The sequence below is a fragment of the Streptomyces sp. NPDC013157 genome, from assembly GCF_042899865.1.
Classification (GTDB): Bacteria; Actinomycetota; Actinomycetes; order Streptomycetales; family Streptomycetaceae; genus Streptomyces.
This window is the reverse complement of the sequence record NZ_JBIBAK010000005.1, coordinates 269,272-284,972: the sequence shown is the minus strand read 5'-3', so window position 1 is coordinate 284,972 and position 15,701 is coordinate 269,272. Positions and strand designations below refer to the sequence as shown.

Genomic DNA, 15,701 nt, shown 5'->3' with positions numbered 1-15,701 from the left:
AGCCCGCCCCGCCGGGCGTCACTTGGGCGGGAAGCGCAGCGCCCCGTCCAGGCGGATCACCTCGCCGTTGAGATAGTCGTTCTCGCAGAGATGCTGGACGAGAGCGGCGTACTCGGCGGAGCGGCCCATCCGGCGGGGGTGCGGGACCTGCGGTCCCCAGTATGCCTCCAGCTGGTCGCCCGACTTCCCGTACGCGGGCGTCAGGAACGTGCCCGGCGCTATCGTCACGACCCGGATGCCGAGCGGGGACAGGTCGCGGGCGGCCACCAGGGTCATGGCGGCGACCCCGCCCTTCGCGGCGGCGTACGGAAGCTGGCCGATCTGGCCCTCGTACGCCGCGATGGACGCGGTGGTGACGACGACACCCCGGCAGCCGTCCTCGTTCACCGGCTCCTGGCGGGCCATCGCGGCGGCGGCCAGCCGCAGGACGTTGAAGACGCCGGTCAGATAGATGTCGAGGGTCCGCCGGAACCCGGCGAGGTCCATCGGTTCGCCGTCCCGGCCGACCAGCCGGCCGCCGGTCGCGGGACCGCCGTGCACGTCCACCGCGATCCGCAGCGGGCCGAGCGCCTCCGCCTCCCCGACCGCGGTGCGGACCTCGCCCTCGTCGGTGGCGTCCGTCCGCACGTACCGGACGCCCAGCTCCTCCTCCAGCGCCTTGCCCTTGTCGTCGGCGAGGTCGGCGACGACCACGGACGCTCCCGCCGCGCGCAGCCGACGGACCGTGGCCTCGCCCAGGCCCCCCGCCCCACCCACGACGAGCGCGGATGTGCCCTGAACCTGCATCGCGACTCCCCTCCAGGGATATGTAGTTCTAGTATAGCGAGAGTAGCATTCTCGTCAGGTATGTGATCCCTGCCCGCCCCGCCGAGTTGGAGACCGTCCATGCCCGAGGCAGTCATCGTGTCCGCTCTGCGCACCCCCGTCGGCACCGCCCGCAAGGGGACCCTGCGCGACACCACCGCCTTCGACCTGGCCCACCACATCGTCCGGGCCGCCGCGGCCGGGCTCGACCCGGACCGCGTCGACGACGTGATCCTCGGCGAGGGCCTCTACGGCGGCGGCGTCCTCGCCCGCCACGCCGCGCTGACCACCGGCCTCACCGGCATCCCGGGGGCGGCCGTCAACCGGCACTGCGCCGCCGGCCTGGCCGCCGTCGCCGACGCCGCCGCGAGCATCCGCGCCGGAATGGACGAGCTGGTGATCGCGGGCGGCGTCAACTCGGCCTCGACGGCCCCGAAGTCCGCCTTCCGCGTCGACGGCGAATGGGTCGAGCCCTGGATGCCGCCCACCCATCCGAACAGGCCGGACGCCCCGAACAACGACATGTCGATCACCATCGGCTGGAACGTCGCCCAGAGGGCCGGCGTCAGCCGCGCGGAGATGGACGCGTGGGCGCTGCGCTCGCACCAGAACGCCGTGCGCGCCATCGACGAGGGCCGTTTCGACGCGGAGCTGGTGCCCCTCGACACCCCGCACGGGCTGTTCTCGGTCGACGAACACCCGCGCCGCGACACGTCGTTGGAGAAGCTCGCCGCGCTCAAGCCGCTGCACCCCGAGATCGAGGGCTTCAGCATCACCGCCGGCAACGCCTGCGGCGGCAACGACGGCGCGGCCGCCCTGGTGGTCGCGAACGACCGGACGGCGGCCGCCGAGGGGCTGCCCGTCCTGGCCACCGTACGGTCCTGGGCGTCCGTCGGGGTGGACCCGGCGGAGACCGGGCTCTCACCGGTCAAGGCCATCCCCAAGGCGCTCTCCCGCGCCGGCCTCACCACCGCCGACGTCGACCTCTACGAGATCAACGAGGCCTTCGCCTCGGTGACCGTGGCCGCCGTCCGCCGCCTCGACCTCGACCCCGACCGGGTCAACGTCAACGGCAGCGGCTGCTCGCTGGGCCACCCCGTCGCCGCCACCGGTGCCCGCATGCTGGTCACGCTCGTGCACGAACTGCGGCGCCGCGGCGGCGGCATCGGCGTCGCGGCGATGTGCGCCGGCGGCGGGATGGGCTCGGCGATGGTCGTGGAGGTGCCGGTCCCGTAGCGCACGTCTCGGCGCCGCGGGTCCGGCGTGCTCACCCCAGCGCCGCCGTGACCTGCGGCAGATCGAGCGTCGTGCGGATCCCGGGAGCCGCCGCGCACACGAACGGCACGGCGTTGACCGCCCGGTGCGCCGTGTACGACGGGGACACCTCGGCCATCCGGTCGAGCGGCACCGGCAGCCTGACGCCGACGTCCAGCGGGGTGTCGCCCTCGACCGTGAGATGCCAGCCGGTGTCGTGCAGGTCCCAGGCCGGGTCGAGGTCCCTCGTGCAGTACCAGGTGGCACGGAAGCGCAGGAGCGGACGGCCCGCGCGCAGCCCGGTCACCGTGAGCCGCTGGGCCGCGACCGAGCCCGCGGCCAACTCGCCCGCCGCGATGCGGACACGGCTGCGCGCGGTCGACAGCTCGCCGGTCGGTTCGAGGGAGTCGAGCGGCAGCCGCAGGGCGTCCGCGACCAGCCGCAGCGACGGGCCGAAACTGGTGCGCGCGTGGGACAGCCGCCGCTCGTCGAACGCCGCCGGTGCGCTGCCGAAGCCCATCACGCCGAACAGCAGCTCGGGGGACGGCCGCCGGGACAGGTCGGCGTACTCGTCGATGGTGAGGAGATCCAGGCGGCGTGCGAGGGACGTCAGCACGAGCGGCACCGCCTCGGTGATGAACCCGGGGCTGCTGCCCGTGCTGTGGATCGAGGTGCCGCCCCGCTCGCAGGCCTCCGCCACCTGCTCGCGGACGACGGGATCCATGCTGCCGGGGTGGTGGAACTCGCCGCGCGTGGTCACCACGTTGGCGCCCGACGCCAGCAGCCGGCACACCTCCTCGACATCGCACCGCAGCGGCATGTACAGCACGCAGTCGGCACCCAGGGCCAGGACGTCCTCGACGTCGTGGGTGGCCCGGACGCCGGTCGGGCCGCTCCCGCACAACTCGCCCGCGTCGCGGCCCGCTTTGGCCGGCGTGTGGACGTACACGCCGGCCAGGGTCAGGCCCGGGTGCTCGACGACGGCACGCAGTGAGCGGGCGCCGATCGTGCCGGTGGCCCACTGGACCACCCGGTACGGCGTCACGGCGCCTCCTTCGTGAAGCGCAGCAGGGCCTCCTGGGCGTAGGACGCGACGAGGGTGCCGTCCTCGGTGAGGACGTCGCCCCGGCCGAAGCAGCGGCCGTGCGCCAGGAGCGGGCTGTGCTGCCGCAGCAGCAGCCAGCCGTCCGCGCCGAACGGGCGGTGGAACCAGACGGTGTGCGAGGTGACCGCGGAGGTGAACGCCGTTCCGGAGTCGTGCTGGGTGACTCCGGGCACCGGGCGCAGGGCGGTGCCGATGAGCGTGAGGTCGGTGGCGTAGGCGGTGAGTGCCGGGGCCAGGTCCGCCTCGGTGGCCGGGGTGCGCATCCACACGTCGAACTCGGGGGGTTCGGGTGCGGCGGTGTCCAGGTCGGCGGTGGTGCGCGTCTCCCAGGGGATCGGGTGCAGGTCCGTGCGGTGTTCGGGGCCGGGCAGGGCGGGCACGGCCGGGACCGCCTGCCGGGCGGGGCCGTCCTCCGGGACGTGCAGGGACACCGACGCGGTGGCCACCACGCCCCTGGGCTGCCGGGCGACGATCGTCAGCGCGGCGAAGGAGGCCCCGTCGTGGTGGCGCCGCACCTCGTAGCGGACGGGTTCCTGCGGGCGGCCCGCCCGCGCGAACAGGGCGTGCAGGGACTTCACGCTCTTGTCCGGGCAGCCGAGCTGTGCCGCCCGGACGAACTGGGCCAGCAGCTGCCCGCCGAACAGGCGGTGGTAGCCGAGTCGTTGGTTGCCCGCCTCGTAGACGGGACCGGTCTCCTCCTCGCGCCCCCTCAGATCGAGGCAGTGCAGGAGATCGTCCCAGAGTTCACTCACGGCAAGTGGCATGCCAGCGAGGGTAATGGAAATATTCAGATGTGAGAATGTCGCTCTCGTGATGGGTTCCCCCGGGCCGGCCGCCGGTGCGGCGGCCGGCCCGGCTCGGACTAGTCCTCGCCCGTGATCCCGTTCGCGCAGTAGTCCCAGATCTCGTCCGCGGTCAGCGGATGCGCCGCGTCCTGGGCGCTGGACTGGGCGTTGAACATGACGGTCTGCATGGTCAGCGCCGCCACCCGCTTGGGCTTGAAGCCCGAGCGCAGCAGGTTCGCGTCCTCCAGATCCTGCATCAGCTCGGTGAACAGCGCGAGCAGCGGAGCGTTCGCGACCCGCATCTCGGCCGGGTGTGACATCAGCAGGCGCAGCGCGAAGTCGGTGAACAGCGGCTGCTGCTGGGTGGCCAGGTCGGGGCGGGAGCTCTCGAACAGCTCCTGGACGACCACCCTGAGCCGGTCCAGGGGGTCGGACTGCCCGGCGGCGAGGGCCCGCAACTGTTCCGCGGACTTGCTCATCGCGTCCTCGAACAGCGCGAGCAGCAGCTCGTGCTTGCCGTCGAAGTGCTGGTAGAAGCTCCGCAGTGACTGTTTGGAGCGGTCGACGACCTCCTGCACGGTGAAGTCGGTCGTGCCCTTCTCCGCCATGATCGCCTGGGCCGCGTCGAGGAACCGCTCCACCCTCTGTTCGGCCCGGCGTTTCGCCGCCTGGGTGGAGCGCTCCACGGCGCGCTGCTTCCAGGCCGGTTCCTCGGTCGGGGTGCTCACGGGCTGATCCGCCTTCTGTGCCATGGGAGAACATTACTGCACCGCATCGGGAAGCGGTCGATGCCGAGTCTGGACAGCACCGGAGATATGGAGAAGACTGCTGATTGCCAATTCGGAGAATGACATTCTCGTCAAGGAGGCTGTTCGTGGCATGGGGCGTGCAGGGGGCGGCACCGGCAGGGGTCTTCGTGCGCGGAGGCGCCGATGCTGTTTGAGTTCGACGCCGAGCAACGGCTGTGGCAGGACACCGTGCACAAGGCCGTCCTCAAGGAGTGCCCGCCGGCGCTGGTGCGCGCGGTGGCCGACGACGGCGCCGACCCGGCACCGCTGTGGCGCGGTTACGTGGACCTCGGCTGGACCGAGCTGACCGATCCGGCCGACGCGGTCGAGCTGGCGATCGTCCTGGAGGAGCTGGGCCGGGCCACCGACCCCACGCCCTACCTGGCGACGCTGACCCAGTTCGCCCCGCTCGCACCGGAGTTCGCCGACCCCGCCCGGTCCGGCACCGCCGTCCACTCGGGCGTCACGGCGACCCCCGCCGACGGCGGCTGGATCCTGGAGGGCACCGCCCGGCACGTACTCGACGGCGACCGCGCCGACCGCCTCGCCGTGGTCACCGACGCGGGCGTCTTCGTCGTTCCCGCCAGCGCGGTGACCGCCGTACGCACCCCGGCCTTCGACCCCGTCCTGCACCTCGCCGAGGTCACCCTCGCCCGGGTCCGGGTCGGCGCGGGGGACCGCAGCAGCGCGGACCCGGCGCGCGCCCGCCACCTCGCCCTGACCGGCATGGCCCTGACCATGGTCGGCGCCTGCCGCCGGGCCCTCGACCTGGTCCTCGACCACGCCCGCACCCGCCGCCAGTTCGACGCCCCCATCGGCTCCTTCCAGGCCGTCCAGCACAAGGCGGCCGACATGCACGTGGCCGTCGAACGGGCCCGCGCCCTCGCCTACTTCGCCGCCCTGACCCTCGCCGAGGACGACCCGCGGCGCCCGCTCGCGGCCGCCATGGCCAAGGCGTCGGCCGGTGAGTGCCAGGCCCTGGTGTTCCGTAACGCCGTGCAGTTGTTCGGCGCGATGGGGCACACCTGGGAGAACGACCTGCAGTTCGCGATCAAGCGGGCCAAGGCGGGCGAGCTGATGCTGGGCGGGGCCACCGAGCACCGGGCGTCCATAGCCGAACAGTGGGCTGCCGGGGGAGTGTCATGAGACTGTCCTTCGACGACGAGGTCGAGGCCTTCCGCGCCGAGTTCGCGGCGTTCCTGGCGGCCAACCTGCCCGCCGAGGCCGAGGCCGCCGAACGCTCCCGCTCCACCGCGCACCTGCCCGAGTGGGCCAGGCGCTGGCAGCGCCTCCAGTTCGACGAGGGCTGGCTGCTGCCCGGCAATCCGCCCGAGTTCGGCGGCCGGGGCGCCACGGTCATCCAGCAGTACGTGCACCGCGAGGAGCTGTCCCGGCGCCGCATCTGCCACAGCTTCAACCCTCAGGGCGTCGGCATCATCGCCGCCTCCCTGCTCTCCTTCGGCACCGAGGAGCAGAAGCGCCGCTGGGCCGTGCCCATCCTGCGCGCCGAGATCACCGCGGCCCTCGGCATGAGCGAGCCCGGCGCGGGCTCCGACCTCGCCTCCCTGCGCACCCGGGCCGAACGCGACGGCGACCACTTCACCGTCAACGGCCAGAAGGTCTGGACGTCCGGCGCCCACGACGCCGACGTGCTCCTCGCCTTCGTCCGCACGGACCCGGACGCCCCCAAGCACAAGGGCATCAGCGTCCTGCTCATCCCCACCGACACGCCTGGCGTGACCCGCCGCCCCTTCGCCTCCTACACCGGCCCCGACGACAAGGACTTCAACGAGGTCTTCTTCGAGAACGTCAGGGTGCCCGCCGAGAACCTCGTCGGCCCCCTCAACCAGGGCTGGCGGGTCGCCAACGGCTCCCTCGGACACGAGCGCACCCTGATGTGGCTGGGCGAGGCCGAACGCCTGGAGGCCGTGGCACACGACTTCCGGCCCGCCGGCGACCTGCAGAAGGACTGGTACGCCACCCTGCTCATGGACCTCCAGGCGCTACGGCTGCTCGGTTCGGCCGCGCTCGCCCGCGCCGCCCGCGGCGAGCAGGACGTACCCGCGCTGTCCGTGCTGAAGGTGTTCGGCTCGGAGGCGGCACAGCACGCCCTGGAACACGTCCTGGAGGCGTCCGGCCCGGACGGACTGGTCCATCCGGCAAGGACGGCGCCGTACTTCCACATGAGCTTCGACGACGACTCCGCCAGCTGGTTCAACCGCTTCGCCCGCAGCTTCGGCGGCACCATCGCCGGCGGCACGTCCGAGATCCAGCGCACGATCATCGCCGAGCGGGTGCTCGGTCTGCCCCGACGCTGAGGAGAGGTCCGTGCACATCCTGTACGAGGTGAAGGACGGCATCGCCACTCTCACCCTCAACCGGCCCGAGGTCGCCAACGCCCAGAACGCCGCTCTTCTCGACGAGCTCGACGCCGCCTGGACACGGGCCGCCGAGGACGAGGAGGTGAAGGTGATCGTGGTGCGTGCCGAGGGGAAGCACTTCTCCGCCGGGCACGACCTCAAGGACCGCTGGCCGGGCCCCGACGAGATCACCCTGGAGTGGATCTACCGCGCCGAGAACCGCCGGTACCTGGAGTACACACTGCGCTGGCGCAATGTGCCGAAGCCGTCCATCGCCGCCGTGCAGGGCCGCTGCATCGCCGGCGGGCTGATGCTGTGCTGGCCCTGCGACCTGATCGTGGCCGCCGAGGACGCCCTGTTCTCCGACCCGGTCGTCACCATGGGCATCGGCGGCGTCGAATACCACGGGCACACCTGGGAACTGGGCCCCCGCAAGGCCAAGGAGATCCTGTTCACCGGCCGCCCGCTGACCGCCGAGGAGGCCGAGAAGGTGGGCATGGTCAACCGGGTCGTCCCGCGCGCCGAGTTGGACACGGCCACCCGGGAACTCGCCGAACGCATCGCCGCGATGCCCGCCTTCGGGCTGCGCCAGGCGAAGCGCGCCGTCAACCAGACCCTGGACGTGCAGGGCTTCTACGCCGCGGTCCAGTCCGTCTTCGACGTCCACCAGACCGGACACGGCAACGCGCTGAGCGTCAGCGGCTACCCGATCCTGGCGAAGCTGGACGAGATGAAGGAGAAGCTGCGCTAGTGCCGCTCGGCCAGGCTCTGGGTGCCGAGCACCGAGATCAGCGCCAGCTTCTCGGCGTCCTCGGTGCCGGGCTCGGCCGAGTACACGAGGATGTGCAGGTCCTGCTCCTCGATCCGGAGCTGGTCGCAGTCCAGGGTCAGCAGGCCCGCCTGCGGATGCTCGATCGTCTTGCGCGAGGCCTCGAGCCGGCCGACGATCCCCGCGTCCCACAGCTCGGCGAACCGCTTGCTCCCGGCACGCAACTCGGCGATCAGTCGATGCAGTTGGCGGTCGCCGGGATAGCGGGCGGCCGTGGAGCGCAGCTCGGCGACCATGCCGGCCTCGAAGGCGCGCCGTTCCTCCGGGGTGTGCCGCACCCGGGTCGGCCAGTCCAGGAAGTTCCGCCACACGCCGTTGCGCTGGAAGCCGCGCAGCTGGGACGGGTCGCCCATCAGCGCCGCGTACATCGGGTTGGCCACCAGCAGGGTCATGGCCGCGTCGGAGACCGCCACCGGAGTGCCGGCCAGCCGGTCCAGCAGCCGTTGCACGCTGGGCGTGATGTACCCGGGCACCATGTCCGGACCCGGCGGCACCAGTCCCGCCAGCCCGAACAGATACCTCCGCTCGTCGGCGGAGACCCGCAGTGCCCGGGCCAGCGCCTCGACGACCTGCACGGACGGATTGGCCGCCCGGCCCTGTTCGAGGCGCGTCACGTAGTCGACCGAGATGCCGGCCAGCAGCGCCAGCTCCTCGCGCCGCAGCCCGGCCGCCCGCCGCTGGCCGCCGGCCGGCAGCCCCGCCGCGTCCGGGGCGACGCGGTCCCGCCAGCGCCGCAGCGCCTGCCCCAGTTCCGTCGCCGTCATGCCCCCAGTCAACACCGTCTGCCGTCGCCGTGCCTGGTACCGGCAGTCATAGGCTGCCGGGTCCGCCACACCACCCTTACCCTGGTCAGCGCGTTGAACTGCTCTGTGCGCACCCACTGGGTCGAATTTTAAGGGGGGTGGCCACCCGGCGCACTGGGCCATGCCGCAGAGCATCGGCACCATCCGGCGGGGTGGTTTGCCCAGAGCTCTCACCGATCGGCCGTATGACCCCACCTATCTTCGGAGCGTAGTCGATTGGCTACGTTGAGTGAAAGGGGATCAGGGATGCGTCCGACGTCCATGGGCCGGCTGGCGGCCGTCGCCTCTACGGGCCTGCTGCTGGCCGGAGTGGTGAGTGCCGGATCGGCTCAGGCACAGTCCGCTGCGCAGGCGCGGTACCCCGGTGGGCTCGTCACCTACTCGATCGAGTTCTCCAACCCTCAGGAGAAGGACGACAACAACCTGCCCGAACCCTACGGGCGGGTCTTCGTGAAGGACTTCGGCCCCCGGCAGACCACCCTGTGGGAGCACCCGGACCTGGACATCAACACCCCCACCGTGCCGCGCTACCCCGAGGCCGGCGTCACGCACAGGTTCGCCGACCACCTGATCACCGAGGTGTGCGCCTACGTCGGCGAGGACGACACCGGCTACAACGCCGACGACATCCTCGCCCAGGGCTGCGAGCTCTTCCACGGCCCCGGTGCGTACACCATCCCCGGCCCGGACGGAGAGGTGACCGTCACCGTCCACCACATCAACTGATCCCCTCGGCGCAGGGATGCCCTACCCTCTGCCCGGGGGTGGGGCACCCACCCATCAGCTCGTCGACGTCCTGCCAGATCGAAGTTCCGAGACGCTGGCCGCTTGGCTCCGTGACCATGCCGGTGCCGAGGTCGTGTGCCGGGACCGGGCGAGCGCCTACACCCGTGCCGTCAAGGAGGCCGCCCCTGGCGCCACTGAGGTGGCTGATCGCTGGCACCTGCTGCGCTACCTGTCTCTCGCAGTCGAACGGGTCTGCCACGAACACCGCGCCTGCCTGCGGAAATACGCTGAACAACGGCGGCAGGCTCAACCGCGGCAGTCCGCCTTGGAGCTCGTGCCGACCACGCTGATCGTGGACCGGGTCCGACGCCGACACGAGGTGATCAGCAGCATGGTCGAGACCGGCTGCCCGATCAGTGAGATCGCTCGCCGTCTCGGACTCGACCGCAAGGCCGTCCGCCGTTACCGCGACACCGACTTCGACGTTCTCCTCGACTCAGCCCGCGACCGGCGGAACGTGCCCCTCGACCGCTTCAAGTCTTACCTCCAGGCCCAGTTCGCCGCCGGCCACACCAACGCCAAAGACTTGTACGACCAGATCTGCGAACGCGGCTTCTCCGGCGGCTACTCAACGCTCTCCCGCTACGTGCGAACACTGCGCGAGGGCTCCGCCGTCCCTGCCCCCGCACCGATCCCGAGCCCACGCACCATCAGCGGATGGATCATGCGGCCACGCGAAAAGCTCTCACCTCGTCAAGCCGCTGAGTTGGAACGCGTCCGGCTGGCATGCCCGGACATCACCGAAGCGTGCAATATCGCCCGTGCCTTCACCGACCTGGTCCGAAACCGCCGGGGCCATCTGCTCACCGAGTGGATCCGCCAGGGCGAACGATGCGGTCAGCGGTCGATCCGGTCCTTCGCCGGCTTCCTCCGTCAGGACCTTGACGCCGTCACTGCCGGACTTACCCTTGCCTACAGCTCGGGCGTAGTCGAGGGACATGTCTGCAGAGTCAAGCTCCTCAAGAGAAGCATGTACGGTCGCGCGTCCTTCGCGCTCTTGCGAGCTCGCATCCTGGCACGGCCCTGACCTCGGCTTTCATGAGATCGCTGCCAGAACCCTGAATGGCCGGCTCTGCTCGCCCCCCTCGCTTGGTTGAGATTTCAACCGCGGGTAGGTCCCGGTGGAGCGGCGTGGCCGCCTTCTGCTCCGCAAAAGGCGGACAACTCCCGTACAGTGCACGGTAATCTCGGCGAGGTGAATGGTCTCGCACCCATCGGTCCACCGGAGATCCTCGCTTCGCTCGGTGTGTCCTTCCGGCTGCAGGAGCACCCTGACGCGACCGGTCCGGTGGAGGCCTGTGCCACGTTGGGCGTTCCGTTGGAGCGAACCGTCAAGACCTTGGCATTCGTCACCCCCGAGGACCGTCTCCTGCTGGCGGTGCTGCCCGGCCATGCGCGGCTGCGGTACGGCGCCCTCGCCCGCGCGACCGGGATCCGCCGAGGCGACCTGTCTCCCGCCGATGCCGGGCGGCTGGCGCGGGCGGGGATGCAGCCGGGCGGGGTGTGCCCCGTGTCCGCGGACCGGGCTGCGGTGGTGGTGTTCGACTGGACGGTCAGCAGCCTGGGACGTGTCCACTGCGGCAGCGGTCGGCCCGGCAGCAGTATCGAGATCGAGGCGGCGGAGCTCATGGCTGCCGTCCCAGGGGCCGCTACGGCGTCGATCGTCGACCTCCCGGCGGACGGGCCGACATGACGATCATCCGCTCGGCTACGCCCTCGGACGCCGACGACATCTACCGTCTGCTGAGCGGGTTCGTGACGAGCTACCGGCCCGACCGAGCGGTTTTCGACGAGGCCACGTTCCCCCGGATTATCGAGGCCGCCTCGGACGGCAGCGCCGAGTTCCTGGTCGCCGAGCAGGACTCGTGTGTGGTCGGGTACCTGCTTGCGCTGCGGATACCCACCCTGTTCGCCGGCGGAACGATCCTCGAACTGCTCGAACTCACCGTGGCCGAGCCACAGCGGGGCCGCGGTGCGGGTTCTGCGCTGATCCGGGCCGCACAGGCAAAGGCCCGGGAGGCGAAAGATGTCGAGGTGACCGTGCCGACCCGCAGAGCGGCCGATTTCTATCGCGCTCTGGGGTTCCACGAGACCGCCGTTCATCTCAAATGGTCCATCACATGATCGGGAATCTGTCGACCAACCGGCCGGGCGAGACGGGGAAGCCATGCAGATCCAGGGGGCGACGGCACTGGTGACCGGCGCGAACCGGGGACTTGGGCAGATGATGGCCCGGCTGTTTCTGCAACGCGGCGCACACCGCGTCTACGGTGGGGCCCGCGACCCGCGGTCAGTCCGCGAGCCCGGCGTGATACCGGTCCGCCTCGACATCACCGATCCCGCTCAGGTAGCCGCGGCGGCCGAGACGTGCTCCGACGTGACCTTGCTGGTCAACAACGCCGGCGTCCTTACCGACAGCCCCCTGCTGGCCGCGCCCGACCTTGACGCCGCCCGCGCGGAGATGGAGGTCAACTACTTCGGCACGCTCGCCATGTGCCGCGCCTTCGCCCCGCTGCTCAAAGGCAACCCGCCCGGCGCCATCGTCAACGTACTGTCCATCGCGAGCTGGTTCACCAACCCTGCGATGGGCTCCTACAGCGCTTCCAAGGCCGCCGCTTGGGCCCTGACCAATGGGATTCGCGGTGAACTCCACGGCACTGGCGTCCTCGTCATCGGCGTGCACTGCGGATACATCGACACGGATATGGCCGCCCATGTCACCGGTCCCAAGAACACCCCGGAAGCAATCGCCGAGCAGACGTTCGCCGCCGTCGAAGCGGGTCGGACGGAAGTCCTCGCCGACGAACGCACCCGGCAGGCCAAGGCAGCCCTGGGACTCACTCCCGGCACAACAGCTTCCGCCCGGCGCCCGTAACACCCCCTCGCAACGGCGTCCCCCGCCACGGACCACCGAGAGGAGAGGCGGAGAAACTTCACGAGATCGCTGACAGCACCCTGAACCTCCCCACCAGATGCTCGGGGCAGCCTCAATGTTGCTCGGCTTCATTCCCCGGGCAAACCATGCGGGCTGGTGCAGGGTGCGCGAGTCATATCGCGTGAGCGAGTCCAAGGCGCTCTTGCGGGCCCAGTGTTGCTGGGCACACTTGAGTCGGCGCCGCCTGCTGGACGGAGTGCACGAGGACGGGGCCCATCCGTCCGGCGCGAGGCCAGTATCAACGACGTACCGATCGAGGAAGTCGACCTACAGCTCCGGGAGTAAGCATCCCGACTCCGGGAAGGGAGGTGAGCGTCGGCACGGGAGCAGGGGGATTCCGCAGTATGCGCTATTACGTCTATGTCTCGGACGTCAAGCTCAACCTGCTCCTCGGGCAGATTCCTCCCAAGCGGCTGTCCCGGTTCGCGGCCGAGTTCAAGATCGACCTCAAGCTCGTCAGTATGACCGTCCAGACCGGGGCGGCACCCGAAGCCACCAGGTATCAGCGGTTGGCTGTCGTCGAGCGCGCTATTGAACGGGACGAGGATGTATCAGGGCTAGAGGAGCCCTCTGCCTGGTTCCGGGGGCGGCTCGGGCTCCGTTCGATGATCTACGGCGACGAGTCAACCGGGCTGCTGTTATTCACAGGTGCGTGGCAGGGGACAGTGATCGCCCTGATCGGGTCGGCGCACCATCTCATCGGATCCGGGGCGGCTCCCGAGGCGGTCCCGATCGGCTACTCCGGGTCGATGCTCCCGACGCTCTTCACCCTCCTCGAGCGGGACCAGGCGGAATGGGACGACCGTCACCAGGTCCAGGAGTCGAACTCTCCCCTCACTCGGAGTGCTCGTCCGTCCGACCAGGATTCGCTGCGGCAAGTCATCGGCTGCGCCGACCAGATCACGGGGCCGAGCCAGGAATGCGAGTTCCTCGCTCGGCGCCTCCTGGTAGGGGCGACGCAGGATCCCAACGGCCGGCCCGTCAGAGTACTCATCGGCACACCCCTCTATGTCGCGCTCTCCGGGGAGGGCCAGTGAGCGCGCACCGCCGGCCCGAAAACCGCGCGGTTTCCAGAGCCGGCCGGCAGAGATTAATCGTGTTGCCGCAGGCCGACGTCGCGTTGATGCGGCTCCACCAGGATATCGACGGCCTCTGCCGGACCCTCGAACGCGCCGACAGACACACCGCGCAATACGCGGCAGAATTCCTTTCTGACATCGGCGGCCGGACAGCGGCGGACGCCCTACTGAGGTGCCTGCAAGACCCTGCCGAGCACCCACTGATCGTCGAGACCGTCGCCCGGTGCCTGGGACAGTTGGGTGAGCGGCGCGCCGTACCTGACCTGATCGCCGTCCTGCGCCGGGGCGGCTCACCCCGTGAGGCGGCGGCCCGGGCGCTCGGCGACATCGGTGATCCACGCGCAGTACAGCCGCTGCTCGACATGCTGGTCCCCTACACGCCCTGCTGGAGGGCGGTGCTGGGCGCTCTCGCCGGCATCGGAGACGCCAGCGCCGTCCCGGGCCTCCTCGCAGTGCTGTGGGACCTGCTACCCAGGGCCGACAGTTCCCGGGACGACGGCCTTGGAACCGAGGCGGTACGCACGCTCGGCCGTTTGAGCTCCGCACGGGCGGCAGCGGCGCTGGACTTCCTGGTCGGGACGGGCACGATGCCGTCGGAACTGCGCCGGGCCGCTGCCGAGGCCCTGCGGCAGCTCGACCTCACCAGCGTGAGAGGCTACGGCCGCCCCACCTTCGCCGAAGCCGCCTTGGGCGACCCCGACCAGCGGATCTCCGAAGCGATCGCTGAGGTTTTCGCCAGCACCCCGTACGGGCTCCGGCACCTGCGGTGGTTGGTTACAAACGCCGATCCGGCTGTGCGCGCCAGCGTCTGCCTCGGCCTCGGCACGCAGGGCGATCCGGAGGACCTGCCCGCCCTGCGGATCCGATTGAGCGAGGACCCTGCCCCAACCGTGCGGCGTGCGGCGGCGCACGCGATCGCCCGGATCGGTGGTCACGAAGCCATGACGGCACTGGTCGGGGCACTGACCGACGACGAGATTGATGAGAACCTTGCGCACGCACTGGCCGCTCTGCAACCTTCGCCCGCACTTTGGCTGTTGACCCTGCTCACCGACGGAACGAACCAACAGCAGCGTGGCGCGGCCACGGCACTGGGCCTGCTCGGCGACCGGCGCGCGGCGCCCAAGCTCCTCGACCTGCTCACCGAGGCCAGGACCCTACCCGTACGGACCGCCGCCGTGGACGCCGTGGGCCGCCTTCGTCACCTGCCCGCCACGGCACCCCTGATCGGACTGCTCACCGACCCAGAGACCCCTGGGCGCCTCCGGGCCCGCGCAGCCTGGGCGCTCGGGCAGCTGGGCACCCCCGAATCCGAACCGGCGCTGAGGGAAGCACTTGGCGAACCGGTCGAGTCGATCCGGCTGCGCGCGGCCGAGGCTCTCGGCAGGCTGCCCGGCTCGCCTCAAGCAGTGGAATCGCTCACGCAGGCCGCCACCGACCGCAGCCCAGACGTCCAGGCAGCCGCACTGCAAGCCCTCCGAAACCACGGTGCCACCGCCCGCCCTGCCCTGCGTATTCTGCTCGCCACCGCCGTGGGCCAGCTCCGCACGGATGTGGTGTCGTTGCTCGCCCGATGCGCAGACATAGCCGACCTTGACACCCTGACGGCCATCGCCGTCGAGGACGACACGCAGGCCGCGCTGCACGCGGTCGACGGTATTGCGCGATTGTGTGACCCGCGCACGGTCAACGCCCTGTGCCGGATCATTGAGCGTCCGGAGAAACTGGGTTCCACACCCATCCGGGACCTCCCCGGAGCCGCTCTGCGTGGGCTCTCCCACATCGACGACCCGGCGGCCGCCCGCGCCGTCCTGAAGTACTACATGTCGGACGTCGGCTACCTCTCGCACGACGCAGCTCGTGAAGCGGTCAACACTCTCGCTGGCCGAGCCGGCTCCGCCTGACCGAAGGCATATCCGGGGTCTTCGGACAGATCAAGCGAGCGGCATCGGCTCATCACGTACTCACGGCTAATCCCACCTCCCCACTCGCTTGAGAGCCGGATCAAGTGGGGCGAGGAATACGGGTGCCCGTTTTCAGGAAGCGCCATCAACGTCGGCTCGTACGGGTGGCGGTGTCCGAATGCGGCCGTCGGGGTCAGGGACACGAACGAACTGGCCCGCAGCGAGGCGACCAGCACCAGCCGACAGACCTGGACCCTGGACGCGGCACA

The 15,701-nt window shown here is 70.6% G+C and carries 16 protein-coding genes; 11 read left to right on the top strand and 5 right to left on the bottom strand.

Annotation, left to right across the window (positions count from 1 at the left end):
- Positions 1–18 precede the first annotated feature (18 nt).
- Positions 19–786, bottom strand: coding sequence for an SDR family oxidoreductase (locus ACFY6U_RS17700; RefSeq protein ID WP_390039124.1), 768 nt, complete (start codon positions 784–786; stop codon positions 19–21).
- A 99-nt stretch (positions 787–885) separates the two neighbouring features.
- Here ACFY6U_RS17700 and ACFY6U_RS17695 point away from each other — a divergent pair, with 99 nt between their 5' ends.
- Positions 886–2,040 carry a thiolase family protein gene (locus tag ACFY6U_RS17695; protein ID WP_390039122.1) on the top strand — a complete coding sequence of 385 codons (1,155 nt, stop codon included), beginning with the start codon at positions 886–888 and terminating at the stop codon, positions 2,038–2,040.
- 31 nt (positions 2,041–2,071) lie between these two features.
- Here the strand turns inward: ACFY6U_RS17695 and ACFY6U_RS17690 are convergent, their stop codons facing one another.
- From ACFY6U_RS17690 to ACFY6U_RS17680, 3 genes are all read right to left on the bottom strand, one after another.
- Positions 2,072–3,103, bottom strand: a complete 1,032-nt coding sequence (locus ACFY6U_RS17690) for a dihydrodipicolinate reductase (protein WP_390039120.1) — start codon at positions 3,101–3,103, stop codon at positions 2,072–2,074.
- The gene (locus tag ACFY6U_RS17685; RefSeq protein ID WP_390039118.1) at positions 3,100–3,927 is read right to left on the bottom strand and encodes an acyl-CoA thioesterase; all 828 of its coding nucleotides are present in this window, start codon (positions 3,925–3,927) and stop codon (positions 3,100–3,102) included. Before ACFY6U_RS17685 ends, ACFY6U_RS17690 begins: the two co-directional genes overlap by 4 nt.
- A 98-nt stretch (positions 3,928–4,025) precedes the next feature.
- Positions 4,026–4,676, bottom strand: coding sequence for a TetR/AcrR family transcriptional regulator (locus ACFY6U_RS17680; RefSeq protein WP_390039116.1), 651 nt, complete (start codon positions 4,674–4,676; stop codon positions 4,026–4,028).
- Positions 4,677–4,880: 204 nt separating this feature from the next.
- Here ACFY6U_RS17680 and ACFY6U_RS17675 point away from each other — a divergent pair, with 204 nt between their 5' ends.
- The 3 genes from ACFY6U_RS17675 to ACFY6U_RS17665 are packed head-to-tail and all read left to right on the top strand — an operon-like array spanning position 4,881 to position 7,847.
- Entirely contained in the window at positions 4,881–5,882 is a 1,002-nt protein-coding gene (locus ACFY6U_RS17675) for an acyl-CoA dehydrogenase family protein (RefSeq protein ID WP_390039114.1), read from the top strand.
- The gene (locus ACFY6U_RS17670) at positions 5,879–7,054 is read left to right on the top strand and encodes an acyl-CoA dehydrogenase family protein (protein WP_390039112.1); all 1,176 of its coding nucleotides are present in this window, start codon (positions 5,879–5,881) and stop codon (positions 7,052–7,054) included. Before ACFY6U_RS17675 ends, ACFY6U_RS17670 begins: the two co-directional genes overlap by 4 nt.
- A 10-nt stretch (positions 7,055–7,064) precedes the next feature.
- Positions 7,065–7,847: an enoyl-CoA hydratase gene (locus ACFY6U_RS17665; protein ID WP_390039110.1), complete on the top strand. Its 783-nt coding sequence runs from the start codon at positions 7,065–7,067 to the stop codon at positions 7,845–7,847.
- On the opposite strand, the gene ACFY6U_RS17660 is transcribed toward ACFY6U_RS17665, so the two are convergent.
- Positions 7,844–8,689 carry a helix-turn-helix domain-containing protein gene (locus ACFY6U_RS17660; RefSeq protein ID WP_390039108.1) on the bottom strand — a complete coding sequence of 282 codons (846 nt, stop codon included), beginning with the start codon at positions 8,687–8,689 and terminating at the stop codon, positions 7,844–7,846. The two genes, ACFY6U_RS17665 and ACFY6U_RS17660, sit on opposite strands and share 4 nt — an antisense overlap.
- 285 nt (positions 8,690–8,974) lie before the next feature.
- On the opposite strand from ACFY6U_RS17660, the gene ACFY6U_RS17655 reads away from it, so the two are divergent.
- From ACFY6U_RS17655 to ACFY6U_RS17625, 7 genes are all read left to right on the top strand, one after another.
- Positions 8,975–9,454 (top strand): hypothetical protein, encoded by a 480-nt coding sequence (locus ACFY6U_RS17655; protein ID WP_390039106.1) that lies wholly within the window; start codon positions 8,975–8,977, stop codon positions 9,452–9,454.
- A 16-nt stretch (positions 9,455–9,470) separates the two neighbouring features.
- Positions 9,471–10,541 (top strand): ISL3 family transposase, encoded by a 1,071-nt coding sequence (locus tag ACFY6U_RS17650; protein ID WP_390039104.1) that lies wholly within the window; start codon positions 9,471–9,473, stop codon positions 10,539–10,541.
- A 147-nt stretch (positions 10,542–10,688) separates the two neighbouring features.
- Positions 10,689–11,207, top strand: coding sequence for an aminoacyl-tRNA deacylase (locus tag ACFY6U_RS17645; RefSeq protein WP_390039102.1), 519 nt, complete (start codon positions 10,689–10,691; stop codon positions 11,205–11,207).
- Positions 11,204–11,638, top strand: a complete 435-nt coding sequence (locus ACFY6U_RS17640) for a GNAT family N-acetyltransferase (RefSeq protein WP_390039100.1) — start codon at positions 11,204–11,206, stop codon at positions 11,636–11,638. Before ACFY6U_RS17645 ends, ACFY6U_RS17640 begins: the two co-directional genes overlap by 4 nt.
- A gap of 43 nt (positions 11,639–11,681) precedes the next feature.
- A complete protein-coding gene (locus tag ACFY6U_RS17635) occupies positions 11,682–12,389 on the top strand; it encodes an SDR family oxidoreductase (RefSeq protein ID WP_390039098.1) in 708 nt (235 codons plus the stop codon).
- A gap of 404 nt (positions 12,390–12,793) precedes the next feature.
- Positions 12,794–13,486, top strand: a complete 693-nt coding sequence (locus ACFY6U_RS17630; protein ID WP_390039096.1) for a DUF7019 family protein — start codon at positions 12,794–12,796, stop codon at positions 13,484–13,486.
- Positions 13,483–15,432 (top strand): HEAT repeat domain-containing protein, encoded by a 1,950-nt coding sequence (locus ACFY6U_RS17625; RefSeq protein WP_390039094.1) that lies wholly within the window; start codon positions 13,483–13,485, stop codon positions 15,430–15,432. The genes ACFY6U_RS17630 and ACFY6U_RS17625 overlap by 4 nt, the downstream gene beginning before the upstream one ends.
- Positions 15,433–15,701 lie beyond the last annotated feature (269 nt).

Coding starts and splice junctions, on each gene's coding strand:
- ACFY6U_RS17675 (WP_390039114.1), top strand. CDS start 4,881: ATGCTGTTTGAGTTCGACGCCGAGCAACGGCTGTGGCAGGACACCGTG.
- ACFY6U_RS17660 (WP_390039108.1), bottom strand. CDS start 8,689: ATGACGGCGACGGAACTGGGGCAGGCGCTGCGGCGCTGGCGGGACCGC.
- ACFY6U_RS17650 (WP_390039104.1), top strand. CDS start 9,471: ATGCCCTACCCTCTGCCCGGGGGTGGGGCACCCACCCATCAGCTCGTC.
- ACFY6U_RS17685 (WP_390039118.1), bottom strand. CDS start 3,927: ATGCCACTTGCCGTGAGTGAACTCTGGGACGATCTCCTGCACTGCCTC.
- ACFY6U_RS17700 (WP_390039124.1), bottom strand. CDS start 786: ATGCAGGTTCAGGGCACATCCGCGCTCGTCGTGGGTGGGGCGGGGGGC.
- ACFY6U_RS17640 (WP_390039100.1), top strand. CDS start 11,204: ATGACGATCATCCGCTCGGCTACGCCCTCGGACGCCGACGACATCTAC.
- ACFY6U_RS17655 (WP_390039106.1), top strand. CDS start 8,975: ATGCGTCCGACGTCCATGGGCCGGCTGGCGGCCGTCGCCTCTACGGGC.
- ACFY6U_RS17670 (WP_390039112.1), top strand. CDS start 5,879: ATGAGACTGTCCTTCGACGACGAGGTCGAGGCCTTCCGCGCCGAGTTC.
- ACFY6U_RS17630 (WP_390039096.1), top strand. CDS start 12,794: ATGCGCTATTACGTCTATGTCTCGGACGTCAAGCTCAACCTGCTCCTC.
- ACFY6U_RS17695 (WP_390039122.1), top strand. CDS start 886: ATGCCCGAGGCAGTCATCGTGTCCGCTCTGCGCACCCCCGTCGGCACC.
- ACFY6U_RS17635 (WP_390039098.1), top strand. CDS start 11,682: ATGCAGATCCAGGGGGCGACGGCACTGGTGACCGGCGCGAACCGGGGA.